We start from the raw sequence: 25,444 nt of genomic DNA, 5'->3' as shown, positions 1-25,444 counted from the left end.
CAAATGTATGAAGTTTTTGTTAATGAGTCCCCACTGATTTTAACAAACAAGCGCCCAAAAGATTCCAATGGGAACCTCTTTTCCTTGGAAGATGACTCGGTTACAAAAGCTATCGAATTATTGGCCGAAGGAAAGTTGGACAAGGCCTATTTCTATCATCCAGATATCCTTAAATTGATGAAGATGTTCCGCCACAAGATTCCTGTTGTTGTGGCTGGGGGTGGTTTTGTGACCAACAAAAAAGGGAAGGTGCTTTTCATTTACAGAAATAAAAAATGGGATTTGCCCAAGGGCAAAGTTGACAAAGGAGAGTCCATAGAGGATGCCGCCATCCGCGAAGTTGAAGAGGAAACTGGAGTAGAGGGCTTGGTTATTGAAAAATTCTTGCGGACCACCTACCATATTTTTAAAAGAGGTGGGGAGTATCGATTAAAAGAGGTGCACTGGTTTGCCATGTCCACAAACTACAAAGGTAAATTGGTGGGCGACAAGTCGGAAGGTATTATTAAGGTAAAATGGAAAGGTCCCAAGAAAACAGCAAAGGCCTTGGAAAATTCCTATCACAATATCAAGATTTTGTTTGAGGACAATCCCAAGACTATGGCCTAGACAATATCCCTGCTGATTCGGAATTTTTGCCGATGCGGTACACAGGATAATTGAGATAGGCCTCTTCCAAATATTTGGATTGATGAAATATCCAATCCAATTGGGCATACCAATTTTCTGAAAACTGCGCGTCCAATTCCTTTTTGAGCATAAAATTTTGCTGTAGCACAGAATCTTTCTGAAGCATTTCCAAAGCAATGTCTTCAAAGACGTACGGTGAAAATCCTTCTTTTTGCTGAAGTATGGTATCAAAAAAGTTCCAGTTGAAAAAGGAATCCACGCCTTGTGGTTCCAGCGTTTCCAAAATATACCTAATACCATTCTGCTGAGTTGGAACTACAACGTCACCAGCCCTAAAATGAACTTTTTTGGAATGCTTTTCCACCTGGGTGTTGTAATGCAGATAATGGCCCTCATACGGCATATTTCTGGTCTGGTAATCAGAAATATGGTAGGCTTCAATGGTCAGTGTGGTGTCTTTTTCCAATTTAAAATAATTGACCTTGTTGGCATCCAGTCTATCTGTCACCTTCTGCCATCCTTGCTTTAGAATGTAGGCAGCAGGAACCGTAACCGTATCCGTTGGATAAAAATAATCCCTGTACACCGTCTCTTTGGTGAAAGGTCTATCCCGATCATACTTTAAACGGGGCAATTCGGTAACTTCACTTTGTAGGCGATCTGCTTCAAACCCCTTAAAATTGAGGGTTGAAGTTTGTGTGGTGTCTACCTGCCAATTAAAATAATATTCGGAGCGGGCAAGATTATTGTCCATAGTTTCCTTGCGAAGGGATTTTATAGTGTCATGCTCTTTTTCCACCACATTGATCAAACTTTCCATAAGTTGGTAGGTACCCTCAACCCGCTGTTTGTATGGTTTTAGCATGTGGGTCTCCACCATGAGCCCCAAAGTGTTCCATAAGGAGGTGTACCCGGTTGAATATCTGGGGTGGTCCATAAATTGGCTGAACCCTAGCTCGGGTGGTACGTTGAACACATTTACATAAGGGGTAATGTCCCAATCCTTTTCCGCCAAGGAATTTTCCAGACCAGGCATAAACTTTTCATGAAGATAATTTCCCAATTCCCCACCCAATTTGTTGTGCTGTGTGAACAGGTGGGTCAAGATATATTGATAATCAGCTCCGTTGCTCACATGATTGTCAATAAAAACATCAGGTTTTACCAAATGGAAAATATCGGCAAAACTCTTCGCATTCTTGGTGTCCATTTTAATAAAATCTCGGTTGAGGTCATAGTTCTGGGCATTCCCCCTGAACCCATACTCCAATGGGCCGTTCTGGTTGGCTCTGGTGGTGGAGTTTCTATTGAGTGCTCCACCAATGTTGTAGATGGGAATGGTGACCAAGATGGTTTTTTTAGGTGGTTGCAGTTTTTCAATTGCAAGGTCCCGATACAACAGCATGGTTGCATCAATACCATCACTTTCCCCTGGGTGGATGCCATTGTTGATCAGGATAATGGACTTTTCCTTTCTGACATTTTCAAAATTAAAATCCCCATCCGGATTAAAGGTGACCATGTGAAGCGGATACCCACTATCGGTCTTGCCAATGGTGTGAATGTTGATCTCTGGAAAATCACGTGCCAAATTAATATAAAAGGCAATGGTTTCCTGATACGTTGGGGTTTCCAGACCATCCGAAGTTTCGAAAAAGGTTTGGTACGAAGCTACTTTATCCTCTGTTTTTGTTTCACAGGATATGAGCAATACCAAAACAGCAAGAAAGATGATGCGTTTCAAGATAAATGAAGCTCTTTTTGAATTATAAAAACTCGTTTAAAGCTTAAAAATACGGAATATTATGATCAAGAAGCAAGATGGATGCATTCCAAATCTGACGGCTCAATTTTAAAGATGGGTTTGTTTTTAAAATTGAGAATGTGCGGGCACTTGACCTTTGCTTCGTTCCATTTTTGATAGTCCAACGGATCTATGGATGAGGTGATCATGTTGATGATGATTTTCTCATTGAGATTCAAGGTCATGATCTCTTCCAAAAAATCCCATCCATCCATAATGGGCATATTAATGTCCAAAAATATGACTTCGGGGATATCTCCTCCTTCATCCTTTCTCTGAATTAGGGCATCCAAGGCCTCTTTTCCATTTTGAAAGATTTGGACATCGTCACAAAGGGCAACGGGCTTCAACATTTTCCGTATTCCAAATACGGTTATGGGATCATCGTCCACAATAAATATGCTACTGATCTTCTTCATTAAAATACACATTGAATGTAGTACCTTTATCTACTTCACTACTAACTGTTATACTTCCGCCCATGGCTTCTATTTGGTTTTTAATGACATAAAGACCAAGCCCTCGAGCCTCTTTATTATTATGGAACGTTTTGTACATACCAAATATTTTACCGCCATATTTTTCCAGATCTATTCCCAATCCATTATCCGAAAAACTAAAAATTGTGGTCTTTTCGTGTTTGCTGGCGTTGATTCTGATGATGGGTTTTCTATCAGGACTTTTATATTTGGCAGCATTGGTCATCAGGTTAAGGATAATGCTATCCAAATAGGCAGGAACGCTTTGTACTTCTAAATTTTTTGGAACGTTATTTTGTATTTCAGCCTGATGCTTACCCAAAAAGGCGGAAAGGTTATTTTGGACCCTATTTATATTTTGATGCAGGTTTAGTGCCTCTTTTTCCAGATTAACGTTGGTGTTGATATCGATGATTTGGTTGAGGTCTTCCAAAGTTTCCATTAAGTTGTCCGATGCATTGGACAACATGCTTACAATTCGTTCTTTTTCGGCCTCGTCCTCTTCTTTGGCCAAGAATTCCAAAAGCATGGAGAAGTTGGCAGAGTGAGATCTAAGGTTGTGGGAAACAATGTGTGCAAAGTTGATCAACTTCTTGTTTTGAAGTGAAGTAACATTAATAAGGTCTCTCAACTGGTCTTCCTTCTTTTTTAGGCCAGAAATGTCCATACTGATCCCAATAAGTCCATTTACTTTACCATCCAGATCAAGCAAAGGAATTTTTGATGTTAAAAAATAGGTGGTTTCCCCATCTTTTCGGATACTCATGGTTTCCTTGCCGATCATGGGTTTTAAGGAGCGCATCACTTCTAGATCTTCTTCCCGCGAGATTTTGGCAATTTCCTCATCATATAGGTCAAAATCAGTTTTCCCTATTAATTCCTCTGGGCTTTTTTCCAAATACTCACATTCCGCCTTATTGACCAAAATCTTTTTGGAATCTATATCCTTGATGAATATGTTCAAGGGAATATTATCTATAAGAGTGGTTAAAAGTTGTTGGTTTTCCTTGGTTTGCATTTCGACCAAAACCTGATCATGGATATCTTGTAATGTGCCAAACATTTTAACCACTACTCCATTTTCCACTATAGGTTTACCCATAGCTTTAACCCATTTTTCTTTTCCATTGGGGGTGATTATAACTACTTTTTCACTGTAAGGGGCTTTTTGACTTAAGGCTTGGTGAAACAGCATGGATATTCTGTTTCTGTCATATCCTTGTTTAAAAAACTCAATGGCTTCATTTGTATTAGGGATATAAGAAGGAGGGACTTCGTGAATCTTTTTAGTTTCTTCGCACCAAAAAAGCTCTTCTGTGATAAGATCAAACTCCCAGTAACCTACTTTGGCAACTTCAGATTTAGTCTTAAGTAGCTTGATCATCCTATCCAGCTCCTTTTCCTTAAGTATCTCTTCGGTAATGTTATGGGTTTGAATTATAGAGCCGATCAAGTTCTCCTTTTCATCGTACCAAGGGGTAAACGTATTTTCATACCATGATACGGAAGAACCTTCCCTTTTGCTGAATTTACAGGTATGTGTAGTGCTTTTCCCCAAACATTGCTTAAGGCTTTTACCACAATCCGCATTGTAGTTTTTGAAGAGACGATAGACAGAAACACCTAAGGCATCTTTTGGACAAAGACCAAAAGTATGCAGCCAAGAATCCGAAGCATCAATAAGAATGCCATCGACGCCCACAAGCGCTGTTGCTGTGGGAAGTTGTTTCAGTAAGTAATGTTGGGCAATCCTCTCAACTGCTTTCAAAATACGGGGTTATTAGGGAAACTTTCTACAATTAAGAAATTTCCGACCAATGTATAGGTATTGAATTTTCTTACTTAGTATTTGTTGTGAAACGGGGCAAAAATGTTGTTTTATTGACAAATGTCAAGGTTTGATATACCTAAAGATAACAGATTTAACCTACAAAAAGACAGGAAGGCTACAAAAATACTGCGAAAATTAGCGCTTTACAATAACGGTGTCGGGAACTAAACCGGTGTAGTCACCTCCATTTCGGATAACATCCCTTACAATGGATGAACTTATGTAGGATTTGCCCGAGGAGGTCAATAAAAAGACAGTTTCTATCTCCGAAAGTTTTCGGTTGGTATGGGCAATGGCCTTTTCAAATTCAAAATCCGCAGGGTTGCGAAGACCCCGTAAAATAAAATCAGCCCCTATTTTTTTACAAAAATCTACCGTAAGCCCTTCATAGGTAACCACTTTGATCTTGGGTTCATCTTTAAAAGCCTCTTTTATGAATTTGGTGCGCTCTTCCAAGGTGAACATGTATTTTTTGTCGGCATTGATCCCAATGGCGATGACGAGCTCATCAAAAAGTGTGATACCTCTTTTAATGATGTCATAATGCCCCAAGGTCAGGGGATCAAAGGAACCTGGAAAAATGGCACGTCTCATGTATGGCAAAGTTTGACTAAAAATACGGATTTTCTATCGTAAAGCTTCCTCAATGGCACTGGCAAATAATTCTTCAAGCGATAAACCAGCTTCTTTGGCTTGTTTGGGAAGAATGCTTTCTTCGGTAAGTCCCGGGGTGGTATTCACTTCCAATAAATAGGGCGTATCGCCAATGAAGATAAATTCACTGCGTGAGTATCCTTTTAATCCCACCGTTTTATAAATAAATTCTGCCCAATATCTTACATTGGTTTCTTGTATTTTGGAGATTCGAGCAGGGGTTATTTCTTGCGACTTTCCTTCGTACTTAGCCTCAAAATCAAAAAAATCATTGTCGGAAACAATTTCTGTAATGGGAAGAACCGTGACCTGATTTTTATAGGTAATGACCCCCACGGAAACTTCGGTGCCATCCAAAAAAGACTCTATAATAACTTGGTCATCTTCAGAAAAGGCATTGTCAAGAGCGGTATTGAGCTCTTCCTTTTTGTAAACTTTGGAGACTCCATAGCTGCTCCCGGCCCTATTGGCCTTCACAAAACAGGGAAGCCCTACCTTGTCAACAATGACGTCCTCATTTATGCTGTCGCCCTTATCCAAATAATAAGAAGTGGCGCAGTAGACCCCATACGGTTTAAGCGTACTCAACAAGTCCCTTTTGTTGAACGTAAGGGCAGCTTCGTAATGGTTGCATGAAGTCTGGGGAAGGCCCAACAGTTCAAAATAAGCTTGAAGCAGACCATCTTCACCCGGTGTTCCATGTATGGCGTTGAAAACACAGTCAAAATTGATTTTATTGCCATCAAGCACGATACTGAAATCGGATTTTTCCAGAGGAAATTCCTCATCAGCATCATTTAAAAATACCCACTTCTCTTTGGTGATGATGATGCGGTACGGATTGTATTTTTCCCTATCCAAATAGCGATACACTACGTTACCGCTTTTTATCGAAATTCCATACTCACTGGAATAGCCGCCCATTACAATGGCAATATTTTTTTTCATTGGCTTGTCGAATCGCTCTGCCAAAATAAAGAAAAAAGGACTGGCTTTCCTATATTTGTCCACATAAGGCATTTTGCATGAAACAATTTTTGAACTTTCTAAAAAGCAAGACATTTTTCATCCAACTCGGATTGGCAGTAGTGGCCGTTGTGGTTTTGGTGCTTTTAACCTTACAATGGCTAAAGGGCACTACCAACCATGGTGAGTTTGTTGAGGTTCCTGACTTTTCCAAAATGTCAGTTTCCGAAATGCGGGAAGCGGTGGAAGATGCCGGATTGCGTTATCAGGTACTGGATTCATCCAACTATAACCCAGATTATCCACGGTTTTCCATTTTGGAGCAAAACCCCCATGCCGGAAGTAAGGTAAAAAGCAACCGTAAAATTTATTTTACGGTAAATCCATCCGGATACAAAAAGGTGAGTGTGCCAGACATCATCCAAGTCACCCAACGGAATGCAGCATCCATGTTGCGTGCGGTTGGACTGGAAGTGGAACGGGTAACCTACATTGATGAGTTGGGCAAGGACATGGTCTACAATATGAAGCACAAAGGGAAATATGTAAAACCCGGCGACAAATTGCCCAAAACCTCCAAGGTTGAACTTATTTGTGGCAATGGAACCATACCCGGTAGTGCACGCGTTCAGGCTGATTCCCAAGAGTAATGGACGATTCTGAAAATCTAGAACTATCCCAGGACGAACTTTTTGAGCATTATCGATTTGTAGCCTCGAAAGGTCAGGACCCATTGCGCGTGGATAAGTTTTTGATGAACTTCATTGAAAATGCCACCAGAAACAAGATTCAGCAGGCGGCCAAAGAAGGCCATATTTGGGTGAACGGAGCAATCGTAAAACAAAATTACAAAGTAAAGGCAGGGGATGAGGTAAAGGTGCTGTTTGAGCATCCCCCTTATGAGTTTTTGTTGACTCCGGAGAACATTCCACTGGATATTGTGTATGAAGATGATGCCCTGCTGGTGGTAAACAAGCCCGCCGGCATGGTGGTGCATCCCGGTCATGGAAATTATTCGGGAACCCTTATTAACGCCTTGGTATACCATTTTGACAATTTGCCCAATAATAGTTCCGAACGGCCTGGTTTGGTGCATCGAATTGACAAAGATACCTCTGGACTTTTGGTGATTGCCAAAACCGAAATCGCCATGACCCATTTGGCCCAACAATTTTTTGAAAAGAGCAGTGAGCGCGAATATGTGGCCTTGGTCTGGGGCAATGTGGAGGAGGATGAAGGTACTGTGGAGGGCCATATTGGTCGTAATCCCAAAAACCGATTGCAGATGATGGTTTTTCCCGAAGGGAATGAGGGCAAGGAAGCCGTGACCCATTACAAGGTTTTGGAACGATTAGGTTACGTAACCTTGGTTTCGTGTCGCTTAGAAACTGGACGGACCCACCAGATTCGGGTGCATATGAAGTATATTGGCCATACGCTGTTCAACGATGAGCGCTATGGTGGCGATAAAATTTTGAAGGGTACCACATTCACCAAGTACAAACAATTTGTGGAAAATGCCTTTAAGATTTTGCCCAGACAGGCACTGCACGCCAAGACCTTGGGTTTTGAACATCCGGTAACGGGAAAATTTATGCGTTTTGATTCCGAATTGCCCGAAGATATGGTGAACTGTATTGAAAAGTGGCGTGGATATGCCAAGCACAATGAATCATAGTTTCCCTCAATCTTAAGATTGAAAACACCTTTGGTGCATCCTATTAAAAAACCAAAAACCTCCCTATTTTTACGGAAAATTAATTCCCGATGAAAATTGTAGTATCACCGGCCAAGTCACTCGATTTTGAAACCGCGTTGCCCACATCACAATATAGCCAACCCCAATTTTTGGAGCAATCCGAAAAGTTGAACGGTATCCTAAAAAAGAAAAAGCCGAAAGCTTTATCCAAGTTGATGTCTATTTCAGATAATCTTGCTGAACTCAATTGGGAACGCAACCAACAATTTTCATTGCCTTTTACTACGGACAACGCCAGGCCAGCGGTATACGCCTTTAATGGGGATGTGTACCAGGGGTTGGACGCCTATACCATTCCAGAACAAAAGTTGGAAAGTTTGCAAGATACCCTTCGCATTTTATCTGGACTATATGGAATTTTAAAGCCCTTGGATTTGATGCAACCTTACCGATTGGAGATGGGGACCCAATTAAAAGTGGCACGCAAAAAGAACTTGTATGAGTTTTGGAAAAAGCAGCTCACGGATCATTTAAACGAAGAATTGGAAGAGGAGGAATTATTCATCAACCTGGCGAGCAACGAGTATTTTGGAGCCATTGATGAGAAAAAATTGAGAGTACCCGTCATCACGCCAATTTTTAAGGATTGGAAGAACGATAAACTCAAAGTCATCAGTTTTTTTGCCAAAAAGGCAAGAGGTTCCATGGTTCGTTACATTTTGGATACGGATGCAAAAACCTTGAATGACATTAAAGGGTTTGATTATGATGGGTATGTTTTCAGTAATGAGCACACCCTCAAGGAAAATCAACCCGTTTTCATACGGTAATCTTAAAATTTATCTCCGAGATTTAAGGGCAACTCCTTTTAAAAAACTAGACAAGGTGTTAGGTTTGTGGAACACATGTCTTAAATTGTGATAGGAGTAAATTTAATCTTAAGGTTTGGCTTTTATGCCGATCTTTAGATGCTCATTTATGAATAAGAACACTAACACCGAAAATCCATGCAGCAGTCCAGACGATTAGAAGAGTTTAAAAAATCGGTAACCAATAAATTCAATATATACAATAGCCTATTTTTAAGTTTGCCCTATAAAAATGTGGAGAATGTGGGGATGCTCATCCCACTTTTGCTTGATCAATGTGAAAAAGGGCTTAAGGAAGGAAAAGATCCACAAGAAATCTTGGAGGTGTTCTTTGCCAATTTTGCCAATATAGCGGATGAAAGGGAGCGATTGGATTTTATGTTTCGAATCATTCAGTATGTAGAACGTCAGGTGGTGTTGTATGACAGTGTGGAAGATTCCGCTTTTTCAAAATTGCAGCAATATAGCAATTCATTGACCATCAAAGATTATTTTGAGTTGGTGAACCGAACCAAAAACTGGGACAAGGTCTCTAAAAAGCTTTCCACATTTAGCGCACGAATTGTTTTAACCGCCCACCCGACCCAATTTTATACTCCCGCGGTATTGGATATTATTGCGGAACTACAGTCGCTGATCAACGAGGACCGGATTTATGATATTGATGTTATTCTGCAACAGTTGGGTTTGACCTCCTTGGTCAATGCTAAAAAGCCCACCCCGTTAGACGAAGCCAAAAACATCATCTATATTTTACGGAACACCTATTACCATGCTGTTGGGGAACTCTACCAGTATGTAAAAAGCAATATTAGGGATGATGATTTTGAGAATTTCAACATCATTAAACTTGGATTTTGGCCTGGTGGGGACAGGGATGGCAATCCGTTTGTAACGGCGGGCATAACTAAGCAAGTGGCGGATGAGCTTCGGTTAACCTTGATGAAATGTTACTACAATGAGTTGAAGGAGATTCGTAAAAAGCTGACGTTTAAAGGTGTTCGGGAACATATTAACGAGTTAAGTGGCAAACTCTACAAGGCCATGTTTGATCCCAACGCCCCCATTTCGTATGAAGAGATTATTGAACACTTGACTACCATTCGTGAAGGATTGATTGCAGATTATCATGGGCTGTATTTGGATGAATTGGATCAGTTTATTGATAAAGTCCATATTTTCAGGACGCATTTTGCCACTCTGGATATCCGCCAAGATCATAGCAAGCACACATTGGTAGTGGAATCCATTTTAAAACAAAAAGGAGCCATCAAGGAAAGTATCTCTGAACTAAAAGAAAAGGAACTCATTAAATGGTTGTTGAAAGAGAACATTACCTTGAACCCAGAGGATTTTGACGATGACATTGTAAAAGATACCATTGCCAACATCCAACAGTTGGCCGAGATTCAGGCAAAAAATGGGGAAGATGGGTGTAACCGATACATCATCAGTAATTCAGAGGATATTTTTGCAGTCCTATTCGTATTTGGATTGTTCAGATGGTGCGGTTGGGATGAAAAGGACATCACTTTTGACATCGTTCCGTTGTTCGAGACCATGAAAGGTATGGAAGCCGCAGAGGAAGTCATGCAGACCTTGTTTGATATCCCTGCTTATCGAAAGCATTTGGAACGAAGGAAAGAGACCCATACCATTATGTTGGGCTTTTCGGACGGTACCAAGGATGGAGGTTACTTAAAGGCCAATTGGTCCATCCTTAAAACCAAGGAAACCCTAAGTAAAGTCTGCAAGAAAAATGGAATTAAAGCTATTTTCTTTGATGGAAGGGGAGGACCACCAGCTAGGGGTGGTGGAAAAACCCACAGGTTCTATGCCGCCCAGACCAAGGATGTGGCCAACCATGAGATTCAGCTTACCATCCAAGGGCAGACCATTACCAGTACCTACGGTACTAAGGAGCAGTTTATCCACAACTCTGAGCAATTGCTTACCGCTGGGTTGAGTAATAATCTTTTTGGAAAAGAATTGGTGATTTCCGGAGCACAGCGCAAATTGATTGAGGAACTATCCGACCTCAGTTTTGGAAAATACGATGCGCTGAAGCAACACGACAAATTCATCCCCTATTTGGAGCACAGAAGCACCTTGAAGTATTATACAAAAGCCAATATCGGAAGTAGACCTGGTAAACGGGGCAACAAAGCAAAACTGACCCTTTCCGATTTGAGGGCCATTTCATTTGTGGGGTCTTGGAGCCAGTTGAAGCAGAACGTTCCCGGGTATTTTGGATTGGGAACCGCAATTGCCAAACTCAAGGAAGAAGGACGACTCAGTGAGGTGAAAAAGCTATATAAGGATGTGCCCTTTTTTAGAGCTTTGATGCACAACAGTATGATGTCTTTGGCGAAGACCAATTTTGGTTTGACCAGTTACATGAAAGAAGATCCAGAGTATGGGGAGTTTTGGAGTATTCTACATGAAGAATTTGAGTTGTCCAAAAAGATGCTTCTACAGATTTCAGGATTGAAAATTTTGATGGAGGATGAAGAAGTTTCCCGGGAATCGGTAAAAATCCGAGAGAAAATTGTGTTGCCGTTGCTGGTGATTCAACAGAATGCACTGTACCATATCACTCAAAATTCAGAATACAAGGAACTGTATGAGAAAATTGTGACCCGGTCACTGTATGGGAACATCAACGCCAGTAGAAACTCGGCTTAAAGTTGGGTCTTAAGTACAAATAGTGGGCAAGAAACCATTTCTGCATACACATCCCTACGAGCCTTTTCTATTTCCAGAGGCCAAAAAGTTGATTGTGGGTACGCTGCCTCCTCCGCGATTTACCACCGGTGAGTTGCGAAGGGAGGATGTGGATTTCTGCTATGGAAGCTGCAATGGAATGCTGTGGCCCATTCTAGACCGAATTTTCGAATTGGAACTTAAATTTGAAAACACCGCCGAAGCTATTGGCCAACGGGAACATTTCCTGAAAAAGCACAAAATAGGAGTCTGTGATATTGTCCACAGTGCGGAGCGGGAAAAAATTGATGCATCAGACTTGGGGATGCAGAATGTGGTACTTAGGGATTTGGTTGGTTATCTTCAGGAATACCCGAACGTTCACACGTTGCTATTTACAGGAGGAAATAGTAAAAATAGCCCTGAATATTTTTTCAGGAGACAACTCAAGGAACACGACTTAAGGTTAGAAGTACTTTCTGATGAGGTACCACGCATCCATCAAGTTGAAATTGGCGATAGAATCGTAAGAACAGTTTCCTTGACAGCCCCTTCCGGGGCGGCAAACCGTGCCGTGGGAAGTCTACAATTGTACAAGGAACTTAAAAGCAAAAACCCTGAATTCAATACGTTTGATTTCCGGGTGATGCAGTATCGGGAGTTTTTTTAGTTCATTTCAGAAGTCAACATCCCATAAAATGCTTTAATACCATACGCCAATTGTCCAATTTTTAGATTCTCATTGGGGCTGTGTTGATTGTTATCTGGATTCACCATTGGGACAATAAAAGCTGGAATCTTTAACTCATTGATAAAAGGTGCAATGGGAACGGTTCCTCCAGTAGTACGAATTTGAATCACATCTTTTCCAAACTGTTCTCCCAAGGTTTTCACTAAAAATTGACCATAGGCATTGTCCAAATCGGTGCGGAAAGCATCAGTAACACTTCCTTCCGTAATGGTGACCACCTTATCATGAGCCATACGCTCCTCTTTGGTGGGAACATGGTCAAACACTTTGTATCCCTGTTTGGTAATATGGTCCTTCACCAACTTTTTCAGGCGATTGCCATCGGTTTCCACCACCAAACGAAGGTCCAACTCTGCAGTGGCACTTTCAGGGACAATGGTTCGGGCTTTGTCTCCAATCCAGCCAGAACCCATACCGCGAATGTTTAGGGATGGATATTGCAGGGCCTCTTGGTAAAATCCACCTACTTTTTCCGCAGCTTTAAACTGAAGTTTATCTGCAATCTCAGCGTCGCTATCGGGCACACTTTTCAAAACTTCCATGGCAGCTTCATCAATGACGATCCCATCATAATAACCGGGAATGGTCACCTTGCCATTGGAATCTTTCATACCGGCCAGCAATTGCGCCAATTGAAACCCTGGGTTTGGGGCATAATTTCCATAATGCCCACTGTGTTGCGGTTTTACGGGGCCATAGGTGGTCAAGGTCAATGTGGTGATTCCCCTGCAACCATAGACTACGGTTGGGTCGCCAGAAGGATGTACGGGGCCGTCAGCAATGACCAAAAAGTCGGCTTCCAGTAATTCTCTGTATTGTTTTACGGCCTTGGGCAGTGGTTTGCTGCTTTTCTCTTCCTCACCATCCAAAATGACCTTCACATTGAACGGAATTTCCTTCCCATCCTTTTTTAAAAGGTCAATGGTGTTCAACAACATAATGATAGGTGATTTGTCGTCAGAAGTTGAACGTCCAAACAAACGCCAATCGTAATTGATGTCATCATCCAATTCATCAAAAGAAACAGTTTTAAAGCCATCGCCATCTGGTGCTTTCAATACGACTTGGTACGGGTTGGGTTGGTCCCATTTGGATGGGTCTACCGACTGTCCATCAAAATGCATGTAAATAAGCATGGTGGGCTTACCATCATCCACAGGCAAAGCTGCAAAAAAGAGTGGCATGTTTTCTGTATCCAGGACCGCGGTGTTAAAACCTCGTTCCCCAAACTTTCGTTTTAGCCAGAACACATTGTCGTCAATATCATCGGCACTTAAAGCATCGTTGGGGATGGCAATAAATTCTCGTAGTTCGGTAATGGCAGAAGCCACTTGTGATTTGATGGCCATATCATCTTGGGCAGAAACAGAAATGACAATAAGTAGGGATGCTAAAAGGGCAATTTTTTTCATAGTTCGAGTTCAGTTTTTGAAACCGAAAATTAACGAATTTGATTTATAAAATTGTTAATACCTGCCACCCCATTTTCAGTTAAGTGCTTAATAAAGGCAGAACCAATGATGGCACCTTTGGTTTTTTCGGTAGCCTGTTGAAACGTTTGGGCACTGCTAATGCCAAAACCCACAATCTGTGGATTGTTGAGGTTCATGCTGGCAATGCGATTAAAATAGGCCGCCTGCTCTTCGCCAAACCCTTCTTTGGCGCCTGTGGTACTGGCTGAACTTACCATATAGATAAAACCTTCAGAAGCTTCATCAATAGCCTTGATCCGTTCTTCACTGGTCTGGGGGGTAATCAAAAAGATATTGATAAGCCCGTGTTTCTTGAAAGTGGATTCATATTCCTCTTGATAGACATCCAAAGGTAAATCTGGGAGAATGAGACCATCGATACCAATTTCTTGACATTTTTGGCAAAATTTCTCTACACCGTATTGAAGCACGGGATTAAAATAGCCCATCAAAATCAGGGGAATGGAAACGGTTTTTCGAATGTCCTTTAATTGTTCAAAGAGCAATTCGGTATGCATGCCATTTTTTAAGGCAGCCGTAGAACTTTCTTGAATGGTAGGGCCGTCCGCAAGTGGATCGCTAAAGGGTAGCCCGACTTCAATGAAGTCAACCCCACTTTTTTCCAAATCTTGGATGATTTGTACCGTATCGTTCAATTGGGGATACCCTGCCGTGAAATATATGGAGAGGAGTTTTCCTGCTCGTCCGGCAGGCGGGTTGTCCTCTTGTAGTTTTTGTTTGATTCTGTTCATCATGATATTCTGTGTCTATTGAAGGGGGTGAGGGGGATGTAAAAACACCCCTAAAGTCCCCTCAAGGGGACAGTTATAATTTAAAATAATCTATATAGTTCTGTAAATCTTTATCGCCCCTACCTGATAGGTTCACTACAACCACATCATCTGGGTTGAACTTTCGGTACTCAAAAATGGCCAAGGCATGCGATGATTCAATGGCGGGGATAATCCCTTCCAATTGGCAAAGTCCAAGCCCGGCGATCATGGCATCATCATCTGTAATGGATATGAATTCTCCACGTCCTGAGGTGTACAAATGGGCATGCAATGGCCCAACCCCAGGGTAATCCAATCCTGCGGAAATGGAATACGGCTCTGTAATTTGTCCGTCTTGGGTCTGCATCAGCAAGGTTTTGCTGCCATGGATAATACCTACTTTGCCCAAAACCGAAGTTGCGGCACTTTCTCCGGAGTGAATTCCTTTTCCGGCTGCTTCCACAGCAATGATGCCAACTTCAGGTGTGTCCAAAAAGTGATAGTAGGCACCCGCGGCATTGCTTCCACCACCTACACAGGCTACTACGTAGTCTGGATTTTCCCGACCCTCTTTTTCCAAAAGTTGGGCCTTGATTTCTTCCGAAATCACAGATTGAAACCGTGCTACCATATCCGGATAGGGGTGTGGCCCCACCACGGAACCAATAATGTAATGTGTGTCCACCGGATTATTGATCCAGTCGCGGATGGCTTCGTTAGTGGCATCCTTTAAGGTTCTACTCCCCGATTTGGCAGGACGTACTTCGGCGCCCAGCATTTTCATTCGGGCTACATTGGGTGCCTGACGGGCAATATCTATTTCACCCATATACACTACGCATTCAATGCCCATAAGCGCACAAACGGTGGCGGTAGCCACTCCATGTTGACCTGCCCCCGTCTCGGCGATGATTCGGTGTTTCCCCAGCTTTTTCGCCATCAAAATCTGCCCAATGGTGTTATTGACCTTATGGGCACCCGTATGGCACAGATCTTCCCGTTTCAGATAGATTTTCGTGTTGTATTTTTCAGAAAGGCGCTTGGCAAAATAGAGTGGGGTAGGTCGACCTACATAATCTTTTAGCAATTGATGGAACTCTTCTTGAAAAGAAGGCTCCGCCATGATTCGGAGGTAGTTTTGCCGAAGTTCCTCACAGTTGGGATAGAGCATTTCTGGGATAAAAGCCCCGCCAAACTCGCCGTAATAGCCTTTTTCATCTGCATGATATGTCATAATCAGTTCAGTAAGGTGTTTTTAAATGTTTTTAAATGTTCTATGTTTTTTAGTCCAGGCTCGGTCTCAAATCTACTGTTGACATCGATGGCGTAGCAGTGTTTTGATGCCAGACTCTTTCTGAACGCTTTCAATTTTTCAACGGATTCCAATCCAATGCCTCCACTTAAAAAGAAGGGTTTGGTAGAGGGATAGTTCTCCAATAGGGTCCAATCAAAGGTGTACCCATTCCCTCCGGGTAATTTTCCTTTGGTATCGAAAAGGAAGTAATCGCACACCTTTTCATAATTCTCCAGAACAGAGAAATCAAAATCATCTTTGATGGAAAACACTTTGATGATTTCCAAATTTGTCAGATCGAGCGCAGTCGAGACCTCATCAAGGGGAACAACTTTCTTTTTTCTCGACTGCGCTCGAATTGACAGAAAGTTGTCCTTTAATGTTTCGCAATATTCAGGACTTTCCTTCCCATGCAATTGAACCGCATCCAATTGATACTGCTCCACTTTTTCCAAAACTTCCTCAATGGTAGCATCCACAAAAACGCCCACTTTTTTTATGGATTTGGGCAATTGGGGAATGGTTCCCTCGAAATACCGGGAGGAAGGTTCCCAAAAAATAAAGCCCAAATAGTCGGGTTGCAATTGGGCAACCTCGGTGGGGTTATGGTGCATACCGCAGACCTTCAGTTTCATGATGCTAAATTTTTAATGAAATCAGCAGCATGTTTGCCTGGGTCATCGGTCTTCATAAAATTTTCACCAATCAAAAAACCTTGGTATCCGTATGGTTTGAGCTCTTGAATGGCCTCGATGGAACTAATACCACTCTCTGAGACCTTTACAAACTCATCCGGAATTTTTTCTGAAAGGGATTTGCTGGTATTCAAACTCACCTCAAAAGTCTTAAGGTTCCGGTTGTTCACACCCAACATATCCAAACTGGGCATGATGGATTTTTGGAGTTCCTCCTCATTATGGACTTCCAATAACACATCCAAACCCAAACTTTTGGCGGTTTCTGACAGGGTTTTGATTTCTTCTCGCGATAAAATGGCGGCAATCAATAAAATTACATCGGCACCATAGGCCTTGGCTTCCACAATTTGGTATTCATCAATAATAAACTCCTTGCGGAGCAACGGAATGTTCACCGAAGCCCGTGCCAGCACCAAATCATCCAAGGAACCTCCAAAGTATTTTCCATCGGTAAGGACGGACATGCCGCAGACACCTGCCCCCGCATAACCTTTGGCAACATCCTGCACATTCAAACTCTGGTTGATGACCGATTTGGAAGGGGAACGTCTTTTGTGTTCCGCAATGATTCCCGTAGTGCTATTTTTTAGTTCTTCAGCCAAGGAAATGAAGGTGCGTTCCATCAGCACGGATTGCTCCAGTTGAGCCACTGTAATCAATGATTTTTTCAAATCGACCTCTCTACGTTTATCGGCTACTATTTTGTCTAGGATGTTCATTTTTTAATAATTGTCCGAAGTCGGCAGCCCGAAGTCGGAAGTACACAATTTTTATTTGATGTTTTTTCTAAAAGCAACCATCATATTCATTAAAGTAAAGGCTTCCTCATAAAGCGTATTGAAGGTTTCGGTTGGGACATACTTTCTTCTTTTGGCTTTATGTAAACAGGTAACAACTTCAGTTAATGAGCGAATGGCATATCCCATGAACTTTTTAAATTCTGGGTTAGTCTGTCCTGTTGAGCCTTCAGAAATGTTTAGAGCAATTGAATCAGCAGCCCTTCTTATTTGAGAACTGAGATTATATATTTCTTTTTTTGGGAAAAGTTGGGTTGTTTCATTAATTTTTTCACCAAAATCCATGGCTTTTTGCCAAACAATGATTTTTTCGAATTTAAATTTTGATTCCATGATAACTAGTTGGATGATTTTTGTTTTGTTGACCAACTTTTCACTCTAATTCAACTCCCGACTCCTGACATCTGACTCCCGACCTATGAAGACAAAGATTGTAATTTCTTCAAGGCCTCCAATCCTTTGCCGCTCAACAAAGACTCTTTGGCCTTTTCAAAACCCGCTTTTGGGGTCATGCCTTCCACAGTGGCAATGGCAATGCCCGCATTGGCGCAAACGACATTATTTTGTGCTTCGGTTCCTTTTCCATGCAATACATCCAAAAATATTTGGGCTGACTCCGCAATGTCTTCGCCACCTGTAATCTCAGATTGGGAAATCTTGGCAACGCCAAAATCTGCAGGGGCCAGCATTCCCTCTGAATTGTTGGAGATGGTCTTGGTATCTCCCGTCAACGAAATTTCATCGTATCCATCCAAGGCGTGCAACACCGTGAATTTTTTATCGGTATTTTGGTAGAGGTAGCCATACATTCGGGCCAATTCCAAATTGAAAACACCCACCATCTGGTTTTTCGGAAAAGCGGGGTTTACCATTGGTCCCAGCATATTGAAAAAGGTCTTTACGGCCAGTTCCCTTCGGATGGGTCCCACATTTTTCATGGCGGGGTGGAACAAAGGAGCATGGAGCACGCAAATTCCTGCTTCATCAATGGATTTTTTTAGAAAATCGGCCTCATTACTGAATTTGATGCCCAAAAATTCCATCACATTGCTACTTCCACATTTAGAAGAAACCCCATAATTACCGTGTTTGGTCACTTTTACGCCTGCTCCAGCCGTCACAAAAGACGCCAAGGTGGAAATATTAAAGGTATCCTTGCCATCACCTCCTGTTCCACACAGGTCTATGGGGTCATACTCGGACAAATCCACAGCCACACAAAGTTCCAACAATGCATCCCTAAACCCTTCCAATTCTTCAATGGTGATGCTACGCATCATGTACACAGTTAGGAAAGCCGCAATTTGTGAGGGATTGTAATCGCCTTTGGCAATGTTTACCAAGATTTGTTTAGCCTCTTCTTTGGGCAGTATCTCGTGATTGATTAATTTATTTAGTGTCTCTTTCATGATTCTTATCTGTCATTCCCGCGAAGGCGGGAATCTAATTACATTGATATTTTGGATTCCTGCTTTCCTTCGACTGCGCTCAGGATGACAGCAGGAATGACATCCTATTCACTCTCCAACCAATTTTTTAGCATTTGTTTTCCTTCTGGGGTGAGCACGGATTCTGGGTGAAACTGAACCGCAGTCACATCATACGTCTTATGCCGAAGCGACATGATCTGCCCGTTTTCGTCCACCGAAGTGACTTCCAACTCCTCAGGTACATCGGTATCCACGACCCAAGAATGGTACCTTCCTACTTGAAGCGTTTTGGGCAATCCTTTAAAAATAGGGTCGTCCTTGGTAACGGTAATTTCAGTGTCCACCCCGTGGTACACTTGATCTAGATTGACCAAGGTCCCGCCAAAAACTTCACCTATGGCCTGTAATCCCAAGCACACTCCAAAAATACGTTTGGTAGGGGCATAGATCTTGATGATTTCCTTGAGCAATCCCGCTTCATCTGGAATTCCCGGGCCAGGGGAAAGCACAATGTTTTCAAAGGGTTCCACTTCATCCAAAGTAAGCTGGTCATTCCGTTTTACGGTAACCTCACAATCCAAATCTTCCAAATAGTGCACCAAATTGTAGGTGAAACTATCGTAATTGTCTATCATTAAAATCTTTCTTCCCATGGTTAGATTGTTTCAGCAATTTCCAAGGCTTTGTTCAATGCGCCCAGTTTGTTGTAGGTTTCCTGTAATTCGTCTTCGGGATTGGAGGCGGCCACCAGTCCTGCTCCTGCTTGGTAATAGAGCTCATGGTTTTTGCTCAAAAAGGTGCGAATCATGATGGCGTGGTTAAAGTTGCCTTCAAAATCCATAAAGCCAATAGCTCCGCCGTAATACGCCCGACTCGTTTTTTCATATTTTTCAATAAGTTGCATTGCCATGTGCTTGGGTGCGCCGCTTAAAGTTCCCGCAGGGAAGGTGTCCGCCACGACCTTCATGGTGGTGATGTCCTTTTTCTTTTGCCCAGTTACTTTGGACACCAAGTGGATGACATGCGAGAAATACTGTACCTCACGATAGGTTTCTACATTGACGGTATTTCCATTTCGGCTAAGGTCGTTTCGGGCAAGGTCCACCAACATCACATGCTCGCTGTTCTCTTTATCATCCTGGGCCAATTTTTTGGCCAATTCCGCATCTTTTTCGTCGTTCCCAGTCCGTTTGTAAGTGCCGGCGATAGGATGGATTTCGGCCTTGCCTTCTTTTACAATGAGTTGGGCTTCGGGTGAGCTACCAAAGATTTTAAAGTTTCCATAATCAAAATAGAAAAGGTAAGGGGAGGGATTGATGGAGCGAAGCGCACGGTACACATTGAATTCATCCCCTTTGAATTTTTGAGTGAACCTTCGGGATAAAACCAATTGAAACACATCACCTCTTTTGCAATGCTTTTTGGCCAACTCCACATGTTCTTTGTAATCCTCATCCTTTAAATTGGATTGAGGCTCGCCTTCCCTTGAAAAATTATAGGAGGCAAAATTCCGAACATTGAACAACTGCTCAATCTCATCCACATTGCTTTCGGAATTGTAGCAATGGGCAAAAAGATAGGCTTCGTTTTTAAAGTGGTTGATGGCGATGATGTTCTGGTATACCGCATAATATATGTCTGGAATACGGACTGAATCTTCTTTTTTGGAAATCTCCACATCCTCAAAATAACGAACCGCATCATAAGCCATATACCCAAAAAGACCATTGTTAATGAATTTGAAGCCATTTTGTTTAACAGAAAAATGCTGTCCAAAGTTGTGGATGACCTCAGTCACATCAGTCTCAGGGGTTATTTCTGTCACATCCTTTTTACCATCTGGAAAACGTTGGGTAATAGTCTCGTTCTCGACTTTGATATAGGCAATGGGGTTGCAGCAGATGTATGAAAAACTATTGTCGTTGGCGTGGTAATCGCTACTTTCCAAAAGAATGCTATTGGGAAATTGGTCCCTTATCTTTAGATAAACACTCACTGGGGTGATGGTGTCTGCCAAGATTTTTTTGTAATGTGTAGTTAATTTGTACTCCATTTTCGTTTCTATTTCCACGGAGGTGGAAAGCTATTTAGGTTAATCAAAGAAATAGGTTAAATCTTCCCAATTTGGATTGAAATCATTTATTAGGTTGATTTTCCAGCTTCTATTCCATTTTTTTAATTGTTTTTCTCTTCGTATTGCTGGCATTGGAAACCTGAACTTTTCGTAGTAGACCAATGTTTTAAGGTTATATCTACTGGCAAATTTACTTCCAACGCCATGTTTATGTCTGTATATTCTCTTTTTTAAATCATTTGTATAGCCTATATAAATAGTTCCTAATTTTTTGTTCGATATGATATAGACATAAAAACTCATTCTTCAACTTTAAGATTTCCGCCTTCGCGGAAATGAGAACAAAAGTCTGTAAAATGAAAAAAGGCCTGTCGTGATGACAAGCCTCTTGTATGGTTATAATGGGGACTTAGCTCACGACATTTTCCGTAAGTTAATCCACCACCAAGTATTTACTATTCTGTTGTTCATTGGTTCAAATATAGGGAGGAATTTTTAACGGACAAACAATGTTTTGTGTAAAATTAAAAATCCCGTCCAAGAATTTCTCGAACGGGATTTCCAAACACTTAACATGAGCCTGATTACATCTGCAAGTCAACTACCAAATCAAATTCATCATAGATCAACTTGTCTTTGGCCGTACCGATGATACCAGAACTATACTTTATGTCGTATTTAGTTCGGTCAACTTTCAAAGTTGCAGTGGCTTTGTCTCCGTAAACAGACACATCAAAAGTAACGGGCTTGGTAATTCCCTTAATGGTAAGGTCTCCGGTAACTTCATAGCTATTTTTACCGGTAGACTTTACTTTGGTGAAAACCAAGCTTGATGTTGGGTTGGACGCAGTTGAGAAGAAATCCTCTGAACTTAGGTGACCGTCCAATTTGTTTTTGTAATCGCCTTCCAAATCGGTGGTGTTAATGGATGACATGTCCACTACAAACTCACCACCTACCAATTTTTCACCATCAAATTCCAAGGCACCGGATTTCAATGTCACAGTACCAGTGTGCGATCCACCAAATTTATAGGCTTTCCAAGTAACTTGACTTTCTTCGGCCTTTACTTCTTTGGTTTCTTTTTCGGTGGCGTTAGCGATTGCTGATGATCCCACTACGGTGGTCAATACCAAACTTAAAACTCTCTTTTTCATACTAGTAATTAATTTCTGTTTTTAGGGTTAATGATTAATTTATATATAGGTAACTAATTCTTCTGTTGATTTTCGGACTTTGGGAAGATGCTGGGTAGCATCTTCTTCTGACCTGTACCCAACGGCCAATACTACTGTGGCGTTTAGGTTTTTTTCATGTAGTCCCAAAATTTTATTGTATTCTTCCGGTTCAAAGCCTTCCATGGGGCACGAATCGATTTTAAGTTCTGCTGCAGCCTGCATTGTATTTCCAAAGGCAATGTAAACCTGTCTGGCCGCCCATTCTTTTTTAGTCTCCGTAGAAAGCTCCAATAATTTGGCCTTCATGAAATCGGCATATCCCTTAAGCTTTTCCGAAGGTATGTTCCGGGTTGCACTGGTGTTTTCAATGAACCCATCAACCAGTTCCTCGCCAAAATCTGTGGTATTGGCAAAAACGATAATATGTGAGGCATCCGTAATTTGGGATTGGTTCCAAGAGGCGGGCTTCAGTTGTTCCTTTACCTTTTGGTCAGATACCACAAATAAATGATAGGGTTGCAATCCGTATGAAGAAGCACTCAACCGTGTTGCTTCGAGCAGGGTTTCCAAATCCTTATCCGACACTTTTTTGGTAGCATCAAACTTTTTGGTGGCATATCGCCATGTTCTATGTTCTAAAACGCTGTTCATTTGTATTTAGAATTTATCTAGTAGTTGATTTAATTGTTCCAGTTCAGTTTTGCTGAAATGTTGTACAATCTGACTTTCAGTTTCGGCAACCACCTTATCCATTTGCGCCAAGGCCTCTGTTCCTTTTTCAGTGATTACAATTTCCACTTTGCGTCGGTTTGAAGGACAAACACTTCGATCAACATACCCTTTGGCCAAAAGTTTGTCTACCAATCGGGTAGTGTTGCTCATTTTAGTGACCATCCGCTCATTTAATGTGGACAGGTTAGCAGGTTTTCCTTGCTGTCCTCGAAGAATGCGGAGCACATTAAACTGTTGGAGTGAAACCTCAAAAGGTTTTAGTGCGTTTCCGGCCAATTCATAAATCTTATTATGTATTAAAGTAATATGAATAAGGGTCCTGCTTTCCAACGGCATCTTCTTTGAAGTCTTTATGATTTCCTCGACATTCATGTATAAACAATATTTGTATATACAAATGTAAGATGATTTCTGGGTTTCAACCTAATATTTAACAGATAAAATTTTGTTAAAAGGAAAATGAAGCCATTCCCATTGCTTATTTTTAAAGAGTAAAATTCAGAGAATGAAGAACTTACTAATGCTTGGGATGACATCCCTTATTTTACTGTGTGGTTGTGGTGAGAAGAAAAAGCAAAAGTCCGATGAAGATACTGCGGAGGAAACCCAGGTTGCACAAAATCAATCTACAAGCGAAGAAGCTGTTAAATTCCCCATTTACGATTTTGAAAGTTTTGAACCCATACTTAATAAGGATGGAGATAAAACCTATGTCATTAATTTTTGGGCCACATGGTGTAAACCTTGCATTGCCGAGCTTCCCTATTTTGAAAAAATAAATGCTGAGCAGAGTGATAAAGTTGAAGTTATTCTGGTGAGTTTGGATATGCCCAGTATGTGGAAATCCCGATTGGAGCCTTTTGTTGAAAATAAAAAATTGCAGTCTGAGGTGGTCATTTTGGATGATCCCAAACAAAACGACTGGATTCCCAAAGTGGACGAAGAGTGGGGTGGAGGTATCCCTGCTACCTTAATATATAATAAGAATAAACGGAGCTTTTACGAGCGAGGCTTTACCTATGAAGAATTAAACACTGAGTTGAACAAATTTTTAAACTGACACCGCATGAAAACACTAAAAATTTTCGGATTATTTGTTTTGATACTTTCCTTGGGCGCTTTTACCCTAACACCCGACCCAATGGCAGATGGTTACAAAATTGGTGATGTTGCTACCGATTTTTCGCTCAAAAACATTGATGGGAATATGGTCTCCCTCTCAGACTATAAAGATGCCAAGGGTTTTTTGGTGATTTTTACCTGCAATACATGTCCGTATGCTGTGGCTTATGAAGACAGAATCATTGCTTTGGATCAGCAATACAAATCAAAAGGAGTGCCTGTAATAGCTATCAACCCCAATAATCCTAATGTACAATCCGGGGACAGTTTTGAAAAAATGAAAAAACGGGCTGCGGACAAAGGCTTCACATTCCCATACCTTTTGGATGAAGGTCAAGAAATCTTTCCGCAATATGGTGCTACCCGAACACCCCATGTGTATTTGTTGGAGAAAACAGCGCAAGGTAATGTTGTAAAGTATATAGGAGCTATTGATGACAACTACCAAGATGCCTCTAAGGTTGAGGACACTTTTGTGGAAAATGCGGTGGATGCCATGTTGGCCGGCCAAGAAATCGAAGTGAAGACTACCCGTGCCATTGGTTGTACTATTAAGGTATAGCGAGATATCACAAAAAATTAAATCGAATTAATCCGGGGGTAATCCTCCGGATTTTTATTTTTGCAGAACATAAAAGTCATAAAAATGTCAGATCTATCACAAGAAGAATGGGAAGAGCAACTGGAAAATGACGACAACGCCGTTATTTTGGATGTACGCACTGAAGAAGAGGTTGAAGAAGGATACATTCCAGGAGCTATCAACATCGATATCTATTTAGGGCAGGAGTTCGTTGATGAACTGGAAAAGCTGGATAAGTCCAAAAATTACTATGTGTATTGCCGATCCGGCAACCGAAGCGGACAAGCCTGCGCTATTATGAACAGTTTAGGTATTGAAAATGCCTATAATCTGGAAGGTGGTTTTATGAACTGGGAAGGCGAAATCGCGGAATAAGCCATGGAATTAGAATCGGTCATTACAGAATTGGAACGAAACCGAAAGGTTTTCAAGGAGACTTTGGCCGATATGCCCAAACCCCTTATTCATTGGAAAGCTAAACCAAAAGATTGGTCCCTTTTGGAAATTATCTGCCATTTGGTGGATGAGGAAAAGGAGGATTTTAGGGCACGAACGGAACATGCTCTCAGACAACCCGGAACCCCACTCAAACCCATTGACCCAGCAGGTTGGGTTAAAAGTCGGAATTATAGCGAGCAGGATTTTGAGAAGAAAGTAGAGCAATTTAACAAGGAAAGACAAATCTCATTGGCTTGGTTGAAGACCACAGCAGACCTTAAATGGGACAATTCCGCTCTGCATCCGGAATATGGTGCTATGCCTGCCCATTCGTTTTTCCACAATTGGTTGGCGCACGATTACCACCATATTCGGCAAATCAATCGCATTAAATACAATTTTTTAAAGCAAAATTCAGGGGATTCCTTGGAATATGCTGGAAATTGGTAGGCAATTTCCTATATTGG

General features: G+C 41.6%; 28 protein-coding genes. 10 read left to right on the top strand and 18 right to left on the bottom strand.

All coding sequences use genetic code 11. The features are described from left to right. The first annotated feature begins 3 nt into the window (after positions 1-3). Complete coding sequence (locus J0X14_RS09705) at positions 4-609, top strand: NUDIX hydrolase (protein ID WP_207097584.1); 606 nt, start codon at positions 4-6, stop codon at positions 607-609. Here the strand turns inward: J0X14_RS09705 and J0X14_RS09700 are convergent. The 5 genes from J0X14_RS09700 to J0X14_RS09680 all read right to left on the bottom strand — a co-directional run bounded on the left by J0X14_RS09700 (position 599) and on the right by J0X14_RS09680 (position 6,346). Further along, the gene (locus J0X14_RS09700; RefSeq protein ID WP_207097583.1) at positions 599-2,374 is read right to left on the bottom strand and encodes a M14 family metallopeptidase; all 1,776 of its coding nucleotides are present in this window, start codon (positions 2,372-2,374) and stop codon (positions 599-601) included. The genes J0X14_RS09705 and J0X14_RS09700 overlap by 11 nt on opposite strands. A gap of 65 nt (positions 2,375-2,439) precedes the next feature. Further along, positions 2,440-2,853, bottom strand: coding sequence for a response regulator (locus J0X14_RS09695; RefSeq protein ID WP_242527988.1), 414 nt, complete (start codon positions 2,851-2,853; stop codon positions 2,440-2,442). After that, positions 2,837-4,681: a PAS domain-containing sensor histidine kinase gene (locus J0X14_RS09690; protein WP_242527987.1), complete on the bottom strand. Its 1,845-nt coding sequence runs from the start codon at positions 4,679-4,681 to the stop codon at positions 2,837-2,839. The genes J0X14_RS09695 and J0X14_RS09690 overlap by 17 nt, the downstream gene beginning before the upstream one ends. A 198-nt stretch (positions 4,682-4,879) precedes the next feature. Further along, on the bottom strand, positions 4,880-5,338 hold the full coding sequence (coaD, locus tag J0X14_RS09685; RefSeq protein WP_207097581.1) for a pantetheine-phosphate adenylyltransferase: 459 nt from the start codon (positions 5,336-5,338) through the stop codon (positions 4,880-4,882). 33 nt (positions 5,339-5,371) lie between these two features. Continuing rightward, complete coding sequence (locus J0X14_RS09680) at positions 5,372-6,346, bottom strand: D-alanine--D-alanine ligase (protein ID WP_207098044.1); 975 nt, start codon at positions 6,344-6,346, stop codon at positions 5,372-5,374. 77 nt (positions 6,347-6,423) lie between these two features. Between J0X14_RS09680 and J0X14_RS09675 the strand changes: the two genes are divergently transcribed. The 5 genes from J0X14_RS09675 to J0X14_RS09655 all read left to right on the top strand — a co-directional run bounded on the left by J0X14_RS09675 (position 6,424) and on the right by J0X14_RS09655 (position 12,305). Beyond that, entirely contained in the window at positions 6,424-7,014 is a 591-nt protein-coding gene (locus J0X14_RS09675; protein ID WP_207097580.1) for a PASTA domain-containing protein, read from the top strand. Next, entirely contained in the window at positions 7,014-8,042 is a 1,029-nt protein-coding gene (locus J0X14_RS09670; RefSeq protein ID WP_207097579.1) for an RluA family pseudouridine synthase, read from the top strand. Before J0X14_RS09675 ends, J0X14_RS09670 begins: the two co-directional genes overlap by 1 nt. Positions 8,043-8,131: 89 nt before the next feature. Next, positions 8,132-8,893 (top strand): peroxide stress protein YaaA, encoded by a 762-nt coding sequence (gene yaaA / locus J0X14_RS09665; protein ID WP_207097578.1) that lies wholly within the window; start codon positions 8,132-8,134, stop codon positions 8,891-8,893. 177 nt (positions 8,894-9,070) lie between these two features. Further along, positions 9,071-11,617: a phosphoenolpyruvate carboxylase gene (locus J0X14_RS09660; protein ID WP_207097577.1), complete on the top strand. Its 2,547-nt coding sequence runs from the start codon at positions 9,071-9,073 to the stop codon at positions 11,615-11,617. A 22-nt stretch (positions 11,618-11,639) separates the two neighbouring features. Further along, positions 11,640-12,305 carry a uracil-DNA glycosylase family protein gene (locus tag J0X14_RS09655; RefSeq protein WP_207097576.1) on the top strand — a complete coding sequence of 222 codons (666 nt, stop codon included), beginning with the start codon at positions 11,640-11,642 and terminating at the stop codon, positions 12,303-12,305. Here J0X14_RS09655 and J0X14_RS09650 read toward each other — a convergent pair. The 13 genes from J0X14_RS09650 to J0X14_RS09590 all read right to left on the bottom strand — a co-directional run bounded on the left by J0X14_RS09650 (position 12,302) and on the right by J0X14_RS09590 (position 23,206). Beyond that, complete coding sequence (locus J0X14_RS09650; RefSeq protein WP_207097575.1) at positions 12,302-13,798, bottom strand: M20/M25/M40 family metallo-hydrolase; 1,497 nt, start codon at positions 13,796-13,798, stop codon at positions 12,302-12,304. The genes J0X14_RS09655 and J0X14_RS09650 overlap by 4 nt on opposite strands. Positions 13,799-13,827: 29 nt before the next feature. Further along, positions 13,828-14,610, bottom strand: a complete 783-nt coding sequence (gene trpA / locus J0X14_RS09645; protein WP_207098043.1) for a tryptophan synthase subunit alpha — start codon at positions 14,608-14,610, stop codon at positions 13,828-13,830. A 73-nt stretch (positions 14,611-14,683) separates the two neighbouring features. Then, positions 14,684-15,865, bottom strand: a complete 1,182-nt coding sequence (gene trpB, locus J0X14_RS09640; RefSeq protein WP_207097574.1) for a tryptophan synthase subunit beta — start codon at positions 15,863-15,865, stop codon at positions 14,684-14,686. A gap of 2 nt (positions 15,866-15,867) precedes the next feature. Beyond that, positions 15,868-16,560 carry a phosphoribosylanthranilate isomerase gene (locus tag J0X14_RS09635; protein WP_207097573.1) on the bottom strand — a complete coding sequence of 231 codons (693 nt, stop codon included), beginning with the start codon at positions 16,558-16,560 and terminating at the stop codon, positions 15,868-15,870. Then, positions 16,557-17,342 (bottom strand): indole-3-glycerol phosphate synthase TrpC, encoded by a 786-nt coding sequence (gene trpC, locus J0X14_RS09630; RefSeq protein WP_207097572.1) that lies wholly within the window; start codon positions 17,340-17,342, stop codon positions 16,557-16,559. The genes J0X14_RS09635 and trpC overlap by 4 nt, the downstream gene beginning before the upstream one ends. 51 nt (positions 17,343-17,393) lie before the next feature. Beyond that, complete coding sequence (locus tag J0X14_RS09625) at positions 17,394-17,753, bottom strand: four helix bundle protein (RefSeq protein WP_207097571.1); 360 nt, start codon at positions 17,751-17,753, stop codon at positions 17,394-17,396. Positions 17,754-17,836: 83 nt separating this feature from the next. Then, positions 17,837-18,829, bottom strand: a complete 993-nt coding sequence (gene trpD, locus J0X14_RS09620; protein WP_207097570.1) for an anthranilate phosphoribosyltransferase — start codon at positions 18,827-18,829, stop codon at positions 17,837-17,839. 104 nt (positions 18,830-18,933) lie between these two features. Continuing rightward, positions 18,934-19,503 (bottom strand): anthranilate synthase component II, encoded by a 570-nt coding sequence (locus J0X14_RS09615; RefSeq protein WP_207097569.1) that lies wholly within the window; start codon positions 19,501-19,503, stop codon positions 18,934-18,936. Between the two features lie 2 nt (positions 19,504-19,505). Beyond that, positions 19,506-20,903 (bottom strand): anthranilate synthase component I family protein, encoded by a 1,398-nt coding sequence (locus J0X14_RS09610; RefSeq protein WP_207097568.1) that lies wholly within the window; start codon positions 20,901-20,903, stop codon positions 19,506-19,508. A gap of 39 nt (positions 20,904-20,942) precedes the next feature. After that, positions 20,943-21,227, bottom strand: a complete 285-nt coding sequence (locus tag J0X14_RS09605) for a GIY-YIG nuclease family protein (protein ID WP_207097567.1) — start codon at positions 21,225-21,227, stop codon at positions 20,943-20,945. Between the two features lie 281 nt (positions 21,228-21,508). Next, a complete protein-coding gene (locus J0X14_RS09600; RefSeq protein ID WP_207097566.1) occupies positions 21,509-22,081 on the bottom strand; it encodes a YceI family protein in 573 nt (190 codons plus the stop codon). A 39-nt stretch (positions 22,082-22,120) separates the two neighbouring features. Next, entirely contained in the window at positions 22,121-22,753 is a 633-nt protein-coding gene (locus tag J0X14_RS09595; RefSeq protein ID WP_207097565.1) for an NAD(P)H-dependent oxidoreductase, read from the bottom strand. Positions 22,754-22,759: 6 nt separating this feature from the next. Continuing rightward, positions 22,760-23,206 carry a MarR family winged helix-turn-helix transcriptional regulator gene (locus J0X14_RS09590; RefSeq protein ID WP_207097564.1) on the bottom strand — a complete coding sequence of 149 codons (447 nt, stop codon included), beginning with the start codon at positions 23,204-23,206 and terminating at the stop codon, positions 22,760-22,762. A gap of 133 nt (positions 23,207-23,339) precedes the next feature. Between J0X14_RS09590 and J0X14_RS09585 the strand changes: the two genes are divergently transcribed. The 4 genes from J0X14_RS09585 to J0X14_RS09570 all read left to right on the top strand — a co-directional run bounded on the left by J0X14_RS09585 (position 23,340) and on the right by J0X14_RS09570 (position 25,427). Beyond that, positions 23,340-23,894, top strand: coding sequence for a TlpA disulfide reductase family protein (locus J0X14_RS09585; protein ID WP_242527986.1), 555 nt, complete (start codon positions 23,340-23,342; stop codon positions 23,892-23,894). Positions 23,895-23,900: 6 nt separating this feature from the next. Continuing rightward, positions 23,901-24,518 (top strand): thioredoxin family protein, encoded by a 618-nt coding sequence (locus J0X14_RS09580; RefSeq protein WP_207097563.1) that lies wholly within the window; start codon positions 23,901-23,903, stop codon positions 24,516-24,518. Positions 24,519-24,602: 84 nt separating this feature from the next. Further along, a complete protein-coding gene (locus J0X14_RS09575) occupies positions 24,603-24,914 on the top strand; it encodes a rhodanese-like domain-containing protein (protein ID WP_207097562.1) in 312 nt (103 codons plus the stop codon). A gap of 3 nt (positions 24,915-24,917) precedes the next feature. Further along, the gene (locus J0X14_RS09570) at positions 24,918-25,427 is read left to right on the top strand and encodes a DinB family protein (protein WP_207097561.1); all 510 of its coding nucleotides are present in this window, start codon (positions 24,918-24,920) and stop codon (positions 25,425-25,427) included. Positions 25,428-25,444: the final 17 nt, after the last annotated feature.

Source organism: Allomuricauda sp. CAU 1633 (assembly GCF_017313225.1).
Classification (GTDB): Bacteria; Bacteroidota; Bacteroidia; order Flavobacteriales; family Flavobacteriaceae; genus Flagellimonas.
This window is presented reverse-complemented; position numbering and strand designations above follow the sequence as displayed.